Below are 12,123 nucleotides of genomic sequence, written 5' to 3' on the forward strand. Positions count from 1 at the left end.
GGACCTCACACCCCCCACCGGGGCCTCGGGCCCCGCTCGCCGGTCGGTTGGTGTTGTTCAATTCGGGGCGTGGTGTGCCGGCGGCCTTCACACCCGGTTGTGGTCTTGAAGGCCGACGTTGTCGTATGGGGTGGGTGCGGATGTCGATGCGGCCGGAGGTACCGGGGGAGATCCCGGCGGAGACGGTGCGGGTGGCGCGGGCCGCGTTCCCCTGACGAGGGCGGCCGGCCTGGTCACCGGGACGCCTTGCGTTGGTGCTGGTGTTGCAGTTCGTGGAGGGGCTGACCGACCGGCAGGTGGCGGAGGCGGTCCGCGCCCGGATCGAGCGCCGGGCGAGGGAACCCGTCCGGGACAAGGTCGAGATCCGGGTGCAGTTCTCGAAGACCGACTGCGGACCCTGCCCGGTCAAGGATTCCTGCACCCGCGGACCACGCCGCAAGCCGACCCTCCAGGACCGGGCGATCCACGAGGTCCTGCACCAGCGCCGGGCCGAGCAGAAGACCGACGCGTGGAAGGAACGCTACAAGACGCGCGCCGGCGTCGAAGGCACCATCTCCCGAGCCGTGAACCGCTGTGGTCTGCGCGGATCCCGCTATCGCGGCCTCGCCAAGACCAGCCTCCAGCACCAGCTCGCCGGCGCTGCCATCAACCTCGCCCGCATCGACGCCCACCTCACCGGCGTCCCACGAGCCCGAACGCGCACCAGCCACTTCGCAGCACTTCGCCCCGCCGATCACATGATCGACGGGGCGAAGCAGACGACCCCGAATTGACCAACAGCATCCCGTCGGAGAGCGGGGCCCGCCGGTGTCGGCGGGCGCGGGCGAACGCTCCTGATGGGGGCCGGAGAGACGCAGATCCTCAAGTTCTCCTCAGAGCACCTCGGTTCGGAGGGTCACGCGCATGTCCAGACCGTAGTGTCCAGGTGCTCGATCGCCACGGGGGCGGTTCACCGGAAAAGGTGTCACATGGGCATCAGCGCACGACGCGCTCTGACCGGCGCTGTCGCGGCCTCGCTTCTCTGCCTCACGGCGGTCGACACCGCGAGAGCGGAGCCAGTGCCGGCCGACAGCACGGCCGTACCCGCCGAGTGGTACAGCATCAGGTCCGAGAAGGCCGTTCATGTGCCGTTCCGGTGGGACGGCACCACGTACAAGGACGGGCCGGGCGGCACGGTCACCGTGGTCGTGCCCCGGGGAGGGACCATCTCCGCGCGGGTGACGGGCACAGGCGAGTTCGAGGCCGGCGGGATCGTGGCGAAAGCCGAGGCCGACGTCAGTGTCAAGATCGGCGGACGCGTCACCGTCGCCCCTGGGCACTCGTACTCCCGCACCATCGCCAGAGGCAAGTACGGTCATCTGCAGTTCGGCTCCTGGGGTTACGAGGTGACCTGGAAGAAGTACCGCTCCGGCGGCGGCAACTGCGGCGGTGTCGAGATCGGGCACGGGTCGGCGACGCTGCCCACCTCCGAGACCGGCTGGAAGTACTGGGAAACCTCGTCATGACCCATACGAGTCTGCGGGCCTGGCTCGCGGCGGCTGCTGTGACCGCCTCGGTGTCGCCGCCGGCGTCGTGCGCTTCCGGCCGGGGAACGGTGACGCCACCCGGTCCAGACACCGGCCGAGCGAAGCGTCCACGGGGTGCGGAGCGTGCCCAGGACCGGGGGAGTCGTAGCCGGCGGCGTCAGCGGCGCCGGGCAGGCGGTACTCAGGGGTGACCACCTCCACCCCGCCGTGGCTGAGGCCACTGGAGTCGATCTGAGACACTGGTACCACCATGCCCAAGCCCGGAGAACTCACTTTCGTCGCCCCCCGCGGAGCCAAGAAGCCGCCGCGGCATCTCGCTGACCTCTCGCCCGCGGAGCGGAAGGACGCTGTCGCGGAGGCGGGCGAGAAGCCGTTCCGTGCCAGGCAGCTTTCGCAGCACTACTTCGCGCGGTACGCGCACGACCCCGAGCAGTGGACGGACATCCCGGCCGGCTCGCGGGAGAGGCTGCGCGAGGCGCTGTTCCCGGAGCTGATGTCGGTGGTCCGGCATCTGGCCACGGACCAGGGGACCACCCGTAAGACGCTGTGGCGGCTGTTCGACGGCACGCTCGTCGAGTCCGTGCTGATGCGGTACCCGGACCGGGTCACCATGTGCATCAGCTCGCAGGCCGGATGCGGGATGAACTGCCCGTTCTGCGCGACCGGTCAGGCGGGGCTGGACCGGAACCTGTCCACCGCCGAGATCGTGCACCAGATCGTGGACGGCATGCGGGCGCTCCGGGACGGGGAAGTCCCCGGTGGGCCCGCCCGGCTCTCCAACATCGTCTTCATGGGGATGGGCGAGCCGCTCGCCAACTACAAGCGGGTCGTCGGTGCCATCCGGGCGCTGACCGAACCGGCGCCCGACGGGCTCGGGCTGTCCCAGCGCGGGATCACCGTGTCGACGGTCGGCCTCGTGCCCGCCATCCACCGCTTCGCCGACGAGGGCTTCAAGTGCCGGCTGGCGATCTCCCTGCACGCCCCCGACGACGAACTGCGCGACACCCTCGTCCCCGTGAACACGCGGTGGAAGGTGCGCGAGGTGCTGGACGCCGGGTTCGAGTACGCGGAGAAGTCGGCCCGCCGGCTGTCCATCGAGTACGCGCTGATCCGGGACATCAACGACCAGGCGTGGCGCGGTGACCGGCTCGGCCGGATGCTCAAGGGCAGGCCCGTGCACGTCAACCTGATCCCGCTCAACCCCACCCCGGGCTCCAAGTGGACCGCCTCCCGTCCCGAGGACGAGAAGGCGTTCGTCGAGGCCATCGCCGCGCACGGCGTGCCGGTGACCGTCCGGGACACCCGCGGTCAGGAGATCGACGGGGCGTGTGGCCAGCTCGCGGCCACCGAGCGGTAACCTGGGCCGGTCAGCACAACGTCATACCCGTACACCTTCGTACGGTCATACATCTGCATATTCCGACAGGGGAGCGCCACAGCGCTGAGAGTGCGGCGACCAGGCCGCAGACCCTCTGAACCTCGCCCAGGTCATTCCGGGTAGGAAGTTCGGTCATCACTCAAGCTGTTGCGCCCTGCCCGGCCTCCCGCACGGAGTCCGGGCGGGGCCGCGTCTCTTCCTGGCCCACCCCAGGAGGACCACCAGTGCACACCAAGACCTTCGTGGCCGCGGCGGTCGGCCTCGGCCTGCTCACGCTCTCCGCGTGCGGGTCCACCGACGCCAAGGGGGCAGCGGACACCAGGACCGTGACCCTCGTCAGCCACGACTCGTGGGCCGCGTCCAAGAACGTGATCGCGGACTTCGAGAAGCAGTCCGGCTACCGGGTGCGCGTCCTCAAGGACGGCGACGCCGGACAGGCCGTCAACAAGGCGGTCCTCACCAAGGACAACCCCCAGGGCGACGTCTTCTTCGGCGTCGACAACACCCTGCTCTCCCGCGCCCTCGACAACGGCCTCTTCCAGCCGTACGCCGCCAAGGGCCTCGACCAGGCCGACCCCGCCTTCCAGCTCGACCGCGCCAGGCACCGGGTCACGCCCGTCGACCACGGCGACATCTGCGTCAACTACGACAAGGCGTACTTCGACGAGCACAAGCTGAAGCCGCCGCGCAACTTCGCCGACCTCGCCGACCCCAGGTACAGGAACCTGCTGGTCACCGAGAACGCCGGCACCTCCTCGCCGGGCCTCGGCTTCCTGCTCGGCAGCGCCGCCGCCTACGGCGACCAGGGCTGGGCGGGGTACTGGAAGAAGCTCAAGGCCAACGGCGTCAAGGTCGTCGACGGCTGGGAGCAGGCGTACTACCAGGAGTTCTCCGGCTCCTCCGAGGGCAAGAAGGCGGGTGGTGACCGGCCGCTCGTCGTGTCGTACGCCTCCTCGCCGCCCGCCGAGGTGATCTATGCCAAGAAGAGGCCGGCGACCGCCCCGACCGGTGTCGCGGAGGGCACCTGCTTCCGGCAGGTCGAGTTCGCCGGGCTGCTCAAGAACGCCAGGAACGCCGAGGGCGGCAAGGCGTTCCTCGACTTCCTGCTGTCCACGCGCTTCCAGCAGGACATGCCGCTGAACATGTTCGTGTACCCGGTGATCAAGGACGCGAAGGTCCCCGCCGAGTTCACCGAGTACGGGCCCGCCGCCAAGGACCCGGTGACCATGGCGCCCGAGAAGATCGCCGCCAACCGCGACCGGTGGGTCAGCTCGTGGACGTCACTCGTACTGAAGTAGCGGCGGCCGGGCGGCGAAGCCGCGGGAGCGTGGCGCGGCTGGGGCTCATGGCCCTGCCCGTCGCGTTCTTCGCGCTGTTCTTCGCCTGGCCCGTCGCCGCCATCACGGTGCGCGGGCTGAAGGCCGACGGGACCTGGCACCTCGGGCGGTTCGCCGAGGTGCTGGGCCGCTCCGACGTCCGGCACGTGCTGTGGTTCACCACCTGGCAGGCGCTCGCCTCCACCGCGCTCACCCTGCTGATCGCCCTGCCCGCCGCCTACGCCTTCGCCCGGCTGGAGTTCCCGGGCAAGCAGGTGCTGCGGGCCGTGGTCACCGTGCCGTTCGTGCTGCCCACGGTGGTCGTCGGCACCGCGTTCCTCGCGCTCGTCGGCCACGGCGGGCTGCTGGACGAGCTGTGGGGGGTCCGCCTGGACACCACGGTGTGGGCGATCCTGCTCGCGCACGTCTTCTTCAACTACGCCGTGGTCGTCCGCACCGTCGGCGGCCTGTGGGGCCAGCTCGACCCCCGGCAGGAGGAGGCCGCCCGGATGCTCGGCGCGTCCCCGCCGCGCGCCTGGTGCCAGGTCACGCTGCCCGCCCTGGCGCCCGCCGTGGCCGCCGCCGCGCTGATGGTGTTCCTGTTCACCTTCACCTCCTTCGGCGTGGTCCAGATCCTCGGCGGCCCCACCTTCTCCACCCTGGAGGTGGAGATCTACCGCCAGACCTCCCAGGTCTTCGACCTCACCACGGCCGCCGTCCTCACCCTGGTGCAGTTCGCCGCCGTCGGCGCGATCCTCGCCGTGCACGCCTGGACGGTACGGCGCCGGGAGACCGCGCTGCGCCTGGTCGACGCCTCCGTCACCGCCCGCCGGCCCCGCGGCGCCGGCCAGTGGGCGCTGCTCGGCGGGGTGCTCGCCACCGTCGCCGTGCTGCTGGTGCTGCCGCTCGGTGTGCTGGTGCGCCGCTCACTGGACGCACCGGGCTTCGGCTACTACCGGGCGCTCGCCGACGCCGACGGCGGTACGTTCCTGGTGGCGCCGCTGCACGCGGTGTGGACCTCGCTGGAGTACGCGGTCGCCGCCACCGGTATCGCCCTGGTGGTCGGCGGGCTCGCCGCCGCCGCGCTGGCCCGGCGGGACGCGGGCCGGCTGGTGCGCGGGTTCGACGCGCTGCTGATGCTGCCGCTCGGCGTCTCCGCCGTCACCGTCGGCTTCGGCTTCCTGATCGCGCTGGACGAGCCGCCGCTGGACCTGCGCCAGTCCTGGTTCCTGGTCCCGCTCGCCCAGGCGCTGGTAGGCGCCCCCTTCGTCATACGGACCATGCTGCCGGTGCTGCGGGCGGTGGACACCCGGCTCCGGGAGGCGGCGGCGGTGCTCGGGGCGTCGCCCTGGCGGGTGTGGCGGGAGGTCGATCTGCCGCTGGTGCGGCGGGCGTCGCTGGTCGCGGCCGGGTTCGCGTTCGCCGTGTCGCTCGGTGAGTTCGGGGCGACCGTGTTCATCGCCCGGCCCGACAACCCCACGCTCCCGGTCGCGGTGGCCCGGCTGCTGAGCCGGCCCGGAGAGCTGAACTACGGGCAGGCGATGGCCCTTTCCACGATTCTGATGCTGGTCTGCGCGGCCGCGCTGCTCGTCCTTGAGCGGCTGCGCACCGACCGGACGGGGGAGTTCTGATGCTGAACATCGAGGAGGCGACCGTCCGTCTGGGCGGGCGGCCGGTGCTGGACACGGTGGACCTCGGGGTCGCCGAGCACGAGGTGGTGTGCGTGCTCGGGCCCAGTGGCAGCGGCAAGTCGACCCTGCTGCGGAGCGTGGCGGGGCTCCAACCGCTGCACGCCGGGCGGGTGTTGCTCGACGGCCTGGACCAGGCGGGCGTGCCCGCGCACCGGCGCGGGGTCGGGCTGATGTTCCAGGACCATCAGCTCTTCCCGCAGCGGGACGTGGGCGGCAACGTCGCCTTCGGGCTCCGTATGCATGGCATGCCCAAGGCCGAAAGGGAGGTTCGGGTAACGGAGTTGCTGGAGCTGGTCGGGCTGCCCGGTGCGGACCGGCGGGCGGTGGCCGGTCTTTCGGGCGGGGAGCAGCAGCGGGTCGCCCTCGCGCGGGCGCTCGCACCCCGGCCGAGGCTGCTGATGCTGGACGAGCCGCTCGGCCAGCTGGACCGCTCGTTGCGGGAGCGGCTGACGGTCGAACTCCGGCAGCTCTTCAGCCGGTTGGGCACCACCGTGCTCGCCGTCACGCACGACCAGGGCGAGGCGTTCGCGCTGGCCGACCGGGTGCTGGTGATGCGGGACGGGCGGATCGCGCAGTCCGGGACCCCGCTGGAGGTGTGGCGCAGGCCGGCCGACGCGTTCGTGGCCCGCTTCCTCGGCTTCGAGAACGTGGTCCCGGCGAGCGTGACCGGGGCGGCCGCCGACACCCCGTGGGGCAAGCTGCCGGTGCCCGAGGGCTCGCCGCAGGGCGCCGGGGAGCTGCTGGTGCGGCCCGCCGGGGTGCGGCTCATGGCCGCCGGCGAGGGACTGGCCTGCACGGTGACCGCCCGCACCTTCCGGGGCACCCATGTGGCGCTGCGGCTCCAGCCCCGCGACGGAGGACCGCACCTGGAGGCGGCCTGCCCGCTGCGCGACGCGCCCGAGACCGGCGCCGAGGCCGGCGTGGAGTTCGACGCGGCGGAGACCGTCGTCCTGGGCTGACAGGCGGAAAGACAGCGGCCCGCCCCCGTACGAGACGGGGACGGGCCGCTGCCGTGCTCGGTGGGCGAAGGCGTCAGCTGCCGCTCTTCGCGCCACGGCGGCGCATACCGAAGTACACCGCGCCACCGCCGATGACGACGAGGGCACCGGCGACACCGGCGACCAGACCGGTGTTGGAGTTCGCACCGGTCTCGGCGAGGTTCGAGTCACCGATGGCGGCGGACGGGGCGTTGCTCGGCTCCGCGGACACCGGGGCGGCGGCGCCGCTGCTCTCGGCCGAGGACGGAACCGGGGAGGCGCTCTCCTCGGCCGGCGTCGACTCGGACGCGCTCGGCGACGGGGACTCGGAGGCGGACGGCGTGGGGGAGGGGGAAGGGGACTCCTCCTTCGCGCACGCGGTCGCCGGGGTGGTCACGTTGTTCTTGATGTCCTCGTCGACCAGGCCGGGGACCTTGATGTGGACGCGGTAGGTCGCGTTGGCCTTCCAGTCCTCGTCGAAGACGACCTTCGCGCCCTCGCGGGCCCCGGTCACCTGCTTCTCGCCGACCTGCTTCTCGTCGGCGCCGTTGTTCTCCAGGAACACGGTGACCGTGGCGGTGCGCTGCGAGGAGTCGATGTCGGTGACGACGATCTGGCCCTTGTCCCCGGTGCACAGGGCCTCGGCCGAGAAGTCGCGGATGTTGCACGCCAGCGCCTGGCTGGACAGGCCCAGCAGCAGAGCGGTGGAGGCGGAGGCAACACCCAGGATGCGCACGGAGCGGCGCGCGTTACGGCGGGATATGGACAAGTCATGTCCTTTGCTGAGTGCAGAACTGCGGCGGGAGGGTGCGGGGTTGGAGCAGTGGACAGAGCGGAGCCCCAGCTTCCCCACAAGACACACAGGTTTATAAGCGCGTCATAAGTATGTCAATGCGCAAACGGTCAACGGGCGTTGACTTTACCTTCTTATTGCTCAGCGAGACGTTTCAACGCCTCGGGGGCCAGCTCGATCCGGCCAACCAGGGCGATACGGGACTCCATCGGCCGTTCCCGCGCCAACGCCCGCAGCAGTGGCCAGGTGGGGAGCCGCTTCGTCCAGTGCTCCTCGTCCACCAGCACCATGGGGGTCGGATTACCGCGCGAACCATAGTAGTTGGGCGTCGCGTTGTCGAAGATCTCCTGTACGGTCCCGGCCGCCCCCGGCAGGAACACCACCCCGGCGTTGGAGCGGGCCAGCAGGCCGTCCTCCCGGGTGGCGTTGGCGAAGTACTTGCCCAGGTGCGAGGCGAACGCGTTGGGCGGCTCATGGCCGTAGAACCAGGTCGGGATGCCCACCGACTCGCCCCCGTCCGGCCAGCGTTCGCGTACGTCGAAGGCGGCCCGCGCCCAGTCCGTCACGGACGGCGTGAACGACGGGGCCTTGGCCAGAATCCGCAGGGCCTCGCCGAGCATCCCGTCCTCGAACGGGGCCGCGTACGCGCCGAGGTTGGCCGCCTCCATCGCGCCCGGACCACCCCCGGTCGCCACCGTGAGCCCGGCGCGGGCCAGTTCGCGGCCGAGTCGCGCCGCGCCCGCGTACTCCTCGGTGCCCCGGGCCATCGCGTGGCCGCCCATGACGCCCACCACCTGCGCGCCGGCGAGGAGTTCGTCCAGTGCGTCGGAGACGGAGTCGTCGTGGACCGCGCGCAGCATCGAGGCGAGGATGTCCCCGTCGGACCCGGTCCGCTGGAACCACTCGTACGCCCGCGCGTCCGGCGTCGCCTCGTAGCCGTCCGCCAGCGAGGCGAACAACTCGTCCGGGGTGTAGACGAATCCGCGGTACGGGTCGAAGGGCAGTCCCGGCACCGGCGGGAACACCAGGGCGCCACGCGCGGCGACCTCGGCGGCCGCCTCGGCGGCCATCGGGCACCCGAGGAAGACGGCGCCCTCGGTGTCCAGCGTGATCAGGTCGTCCGTGCGGCCGGTGAGGTCGACGGCCTGTACCCGGAACCGGGCGAGTGTCCCGTGCGCGGCCACGACGGCGTCGAACTCCGCCAGCGACTCGATCTCGTGGTCCGGGGCGACCTCTTCGGGCCGGGCGGGTGTCGGAGGCATCCGCACATGGTAGTGCGGCGCCGCCTCACCCCTCGACGGAGTACCGGGCCCGCAGCCGGCTGAACGCCGTCGGGGCCGGCCGGCGGGGGAGGAAGTCCCGGATGCGCTCGGCGCAGGCACGCGGGCTCCGCGTGCCGGTGTCGCACTCCAGGTCGTAGTCCCCGTGGGCGTGGACGAGGCCGTACTGCAGGGCGGCGAGGCCCGTCTCGCGGTCCCCACGCGCCCGCTCGCGCCGCTCCAGCTCCGCCAGGGGGGCAGTGGACGCCGACGAAGAGGACGTCCTCGGGGGGCAGCACGGTCAGGCAGTCGGTCAGCCGCCACGGCTCGCTGAGCACATGGTCCACCACGACGTCGTTGCCCGCCACGGCCATGGCCGCGATCGAGCGGTGGAAACCGAGCCGGGTCCGGCGCAGCGCCGCGTTCAGCTCAGGCGGAGCCAGCTCCCGCCGCGTACGCATGGAGTTGAACGCGTCCACCGAGAGGTGGAAGAACACACCGTCGTCCAGGATGCCGAGCAGCTCGCGCGCGATGCTCGACTTCCCGGAACTCGACGTGCCGTTGAGGAAGATGATCCGGCCCGGGGTCATGCGGGCATGATCACCCCTGGACGGCGGCGGGGTCCATCCACATGACCTCCCAGGTGTGGCCGTCCAGGTCGTCGAAGGCGCGGCCGTACATGAAGCCGTGGTCCTGGGTCTTGCCGTGCGAGGTGCCACCGGCCGCGATGGCCCTCTCCACCAGCTCGTCCACCTTCTCGCGGCTCTCGGCGCTCAGGCAGAGCAGGGCCTCGCTGGAGGTGCGGGAGTCCACGATCTTCTTCTGGGTGAACTGGCCGTAGTGCGCGGGCGCCAGGAACATCGCCACGATGGTGTCGCTGATCGTCACGCTGACCGCTTCGTCCGTGCTGAACTGCTCGTTGATGCCATATCCCAGGTCGCTGTAGAACTTCCGGGTGGCGGGCACGTCGTTGGTGACCAGGTTCACGAAGATCATCTGCTGGTACATGGGGTCTCTCCTGCGTCGGGGGCGTGATGGGCGTTCGCAGGTATAGACGACGGGCCGCCGGAAAACTCATCGGCGGCCCGTGAACTCGTCCCTGTCACTTCGTCGGCGGCAGCGCCGACAGACAGGCGATCAGCAGGGTGAGCGGCACGAACAGGGCGATCAGGGCGCCGGCCCGCAGCACGGCGGCACCGCGCAGCATCGTGGCCGGGGCGCCCAGCCGGAGCAGTGCGGCCGTGGTGCCGGCCCGGGACTGCCGGGCCTCCACGGCGGCGGTCAGCAGCGTCGCCAGCGTGCAGCCGCCGACGACCAGCGTGGCCACCGTGGACAGCGGCCCGAAGGCGGCGGCCGGCTGGTCGTACATCGCGGTGGTGGCGAGCGCGGCCGAGGTCACCGCGCAGACCACGCCGAGCGGGCGCCCGATCCGGGTGGCCTCGGACATCAGCACCCGCCCCGCCAGCAGCCGCAGCGCGCCGGGCTGCGCCGACTGGAGCAGCCGCCCGCACAGGTAGGTGAGGCCCGGCGCCGCCAGGACCAGGCCGAGCGCGGTGAGCAGCCAGCCGCCCAGCACGGCGGCGCCCTCCACGGGCAGCGCCAGCACGGACGCCGGGGCGGCCCGGTTCGCGTACGCCTGCACGGCGAGGCCCACAGCCAGCGCGGCGACACCCCAGGGGAAGCCCGCCGGGGCCTCGCGGGGCGGCGGCGCGACGGTCAGCACGTCGGACCAGCCCGCCTCCCCGGCCTCGGCCCCCTCGGGGGCCTCAGCGGGCGCCTCCGCCGTGCGGGTGACGGCGAGCCGACGGGCGCTGAGGCTGCCCTTCGCGCCGGGCCGGCGCGGGTCCCGTGGGCGCAGGCTGAGCGCCACCGCCCCCGAGGCGGCGAGCGGCAGCAGCGCCAGCAGGGTCAGCGCGGCCGGGACCGGAAGCGGCCGGTCGGCCGCGAGGAACCGCGCGCCCTGCCCGTCGAAGGGCAGCCCCGACAGGTCGCCGCGCAGATGCAGGAAGAACAGCAGCGCCACCAGCGAGCCCAGCACGCAGGCGAGCAGCGTGGTCAGCGCCGAGACCGCCATCAGCCGGCCCGGCCCGAGCCCCACCGCCGACAGCCCCGGCCGGGGCCGGGTGCCGGGGTCGGTACGGGCCACCGCGAGGGCCAGGTAGACCGTCGCGGCGAGCGGCACCACGCACCAGGCCAGGCGCAGCGCGGCCGCCCCCGGGGTCTGGGGGTGGTCCAGCGCGTAGCCGAGCGAGCCGAGCAGCAGGAACCCGGTGCCCGCCGAGGCGGCCGCCACGAGCAGGCGGCGCAGCTGGACGGCGGGCCGGGCCGCGCGGGTCAGACGGAGAGCGAGCACGCCGCCCGGCCTTCCGTGTCCGGGGCGTCGGGGAGGTGCACGGTCTTCACCCGGCGTCCGTCCAGCATCGAGACGGTGCGGTCGGCGAGGGCGGCCGTCTCCGGGTCGTGGGTGGCGAGGACCACGGTGATGCCGTGCGAGCGGGCCGCCGTGGTGAGCGTGCGCAGGACGTGCCCTCGGTCGGCGCGGTGCAGCGGAGCGGTCGGCTCGTCGGCGAACAGGACCGTGGGCCCGGGGGCCAGCGCGCGGGCGATGGCGACGCGCTGCCGCTCCGCCTGGAGCAGTTCGTGCGGGCGCTTGCGTACCTTGTCCCCGACGTCCAGGCGCTCCAGCCACTCCAGGGCGGCCACCTTGGCGCGCCGGCGGCTGATGCCGCGCAGCATCAGCGGCAGCGCCGCGTTCTCCCAGACGTTCAGCTCCGGCACGAGCGCCGGGGCCGGGTCGATCCAGCCGAACCGGTCGCGGCGCAGCTTCTCGCGGGCCAGCGGGCCCAGGGTGTGCACCGGGGAGCTGTTGAACCACACCTCGCCCCCGTCCACCCGGACCTGCCCGGACAGACAGCGCAGCAGGGTCGTTTTTCCGCTGCCGCGCGGGCCGCCGACCGCGAGGATCTCGCTCTCCCGTACCCCCAGCGAGACCCCGGCGACACCGGGAGAGCCGTCGGGGTACTTGAAGTGCAGGGAGCGTGCCCAGAGCACGTCGTTGTCCGGCGGAGCCTCCATGGCGTACACCTCGGTTCTGATCCGTTTTGCCGTCTCCGTATGCCCCGCCCGGGGGAACGAGGACCGGGCCGATCGGTCACTGGGCACGCTAGGCAGCACCGAGGGGGA

11 protein-coding genes, 2 pseudogenes and 1 riboswitch are annotated in these 12,123 nt (G+C 72.3%); of the genes and pseudogenes, 7 read left to right on the forward strand and 6 right to left on the reverse strand.

What is annotated here, in order from left to right; genetic code table 11:
• Positions 1-215: 215 nt before the first annotated feature.
• The 7 genes and pseudogenes from ACFWN1_RS08080 to ACFWN1_RS08110 form a co-directional block, all read left to right on the forward strand.
• Positions 216-326: pseudogene (locus tag ACFWN1_RS08080) on the forward strand (transposase); the annotation flags it as partial.
• Positions 321-773, forward strand: coding sequence for a transposase (locus ACFWN1_RS08085; RefSeq protein ID WP_384359318.1), 453 nt, complete (start codon positions 321-323; stop codon positions 771-773). The pseudogene ACFWN1_RS08080 and the gene ACFWN1_RS08085, both read left to right, overlap by 6 nt.
• Positions 774-968: 195 nt before the next feature.
• Positions 969-1,505: a hypothetical protein gene (locus ACFWN1_RS08090; RefSeq protein ID WP_384359280.1), complete on the forward strand. Its 537-nt coding sequence runs from the start codon at positions 969-971 to the stop codon at positions 1,503-1,505.
• Between the two features lie 271 nt (positions 1,506-1,776).
• Positions 1,777-2,883 (forward strand): 23S rRNA (adenine(2503)-C(2))-methyltransferase RlmN, encoded by a 1,107-nt coding sequence (gene rlmN / locus ACFWN1_RS08095; RefSeq protein ID WP_384359281.1) that lies wholly within the window; start codon positions 1,777-1,779, stop codon positions 2,881-2,883.
• A gap of 57 nt (positions 2,884-2,940) precedes the next feature.
• Positions 2,941-3,048: riboswitch (TPP riboswitch) on the forward strand.
• Between the two features lie 80 nt (positions 3,049-3,128).
• Positions 3,129-4,202 carry a thiamine ABC transporter substrate binding subunit gene (locus tag ACFWN1_RS08100; RefSeq protein ID WP_384359282.1) on the forward strand — a complete coding sequence of 358 codons (1,074 nt, stop codon included), beginning with the start codon at positions 3,129-3,131 and terminating at the stop codon, positions 4,200-4,202.
• A gap of 47 nt (positions 4,203-4,249) precedes the next feature.
• Positions 4,250-5,851, forward strand: a complete 1,602-nt coding sequence (locus ACFWN1_RS08105; RefSeq protein WP_384359283.1) for an ABC transporter permease — start codon at positions 4,250-4,252, stop codon at positions 5,849-5,851.
• Positions 5,851-6,870: an ABC transporter ATP-binding protein gene (locus ACFWN1_RS08110; protein ID WP_384359284.1), complete on the forward strand. Its 1,020-nt coding sequence runs from the start codon at positions 5,851-5,853 to the stop codon at positions 6,868-6,870. The genes ACFWN1_RS08105 and ACFWN1_RS08110 overlap by 1 nt, the downstream gene beginning before the upstream one ends.
• Before the next feature lie 73 nt (positions 6,871-6,943).
• Here the strand turns inward: ACFWN1_RS08110 and ACFWN1_RS08115 are convergent, their stop codons facing one another.
• The 6 genes and pseudogenes from ACFWN1_RS08115 to ACFWN1_RS08140 form a co-directional block, all read right to left on the reverse strand.
• Positions 6,944-7,657, reverse strand: coding sequence for an LAETG motif-containing sortase-dependent surface protein (locus tag ACFWN1_RS08115; protein ID WP_384359285.1), 714 nt, complete (start codon positions 7,655-7,657; stop codon positions 6,944-6,946).
• A gap of 158 nt (positions 7,658-7,815) precedes the next feature.
• Positions 7,816-8,943 (reverse strand): LOG family protein, encoded by a 1,128-nt coding sequence (locus ACFWN1_RS08120; RefSeq protein ID WP_384359286.1) that lies wholly within the window; start codon positions 8,941-8,943, stop codon positions 7,816-7,818.
• A gap of 25 nt (positions 8,944-8,968) precedes the next feature.
• Positions 8,969-9,461 (reverse strand): annotated as a pseudogene (locus ACFWN1_RS08125) (chloramphenicol phosphotransferase).
• Between the two features lie 79 nt (positions 9,462-9,540).
• Complete coding sequence (locus ACFWN1_RS08130) at positions 9,541-9,948, reverse strand: VOC family protein (RefSeq protein WP_384359287.1); 408 nt, start codon at positions 9,946-9,948, stop codon at positions 9,541-9,543.
• Between the two features lie 94 nt (positions 9,949-10,042).
• Positions 10,043-11,293 (reverse strand): hypothetical protein, encoded by a 1,251-nt coding sequence (locus ACFWN1_RS08135; protein ID WP_384359288.1) that lies wholly within the window; start codon positions 11,291-11,293, stop codon positions 10,043-10,045.
• Positions 11,275-12,015 (reverse strand): ABC transporter ATP-binding protein, encoded by a 741-nt coding sequence (locus ACFWN1_RS08140; protein WP_384359289.1) that lies wholly within the window; start codon positions 12,013-12,015, stop codon positions 11,275-11,277. The genes ACFWN1_RS08135 and ACFWN1_RS08140 overlap by 19 nt, the downstream gene beginning before the upstream one ends.
• Between the last annotated feature and the right edge of the window lie 108 nt (positions 12,016-12,123).

The organism is Streptomyces sp. NPDC058459, from assembly GCF_042721685.1.
GTDB lineage: Bacteria > Actinomycetota > Actinomycetes > Streptomycetales > Streptomycetaceae > Streptomyces.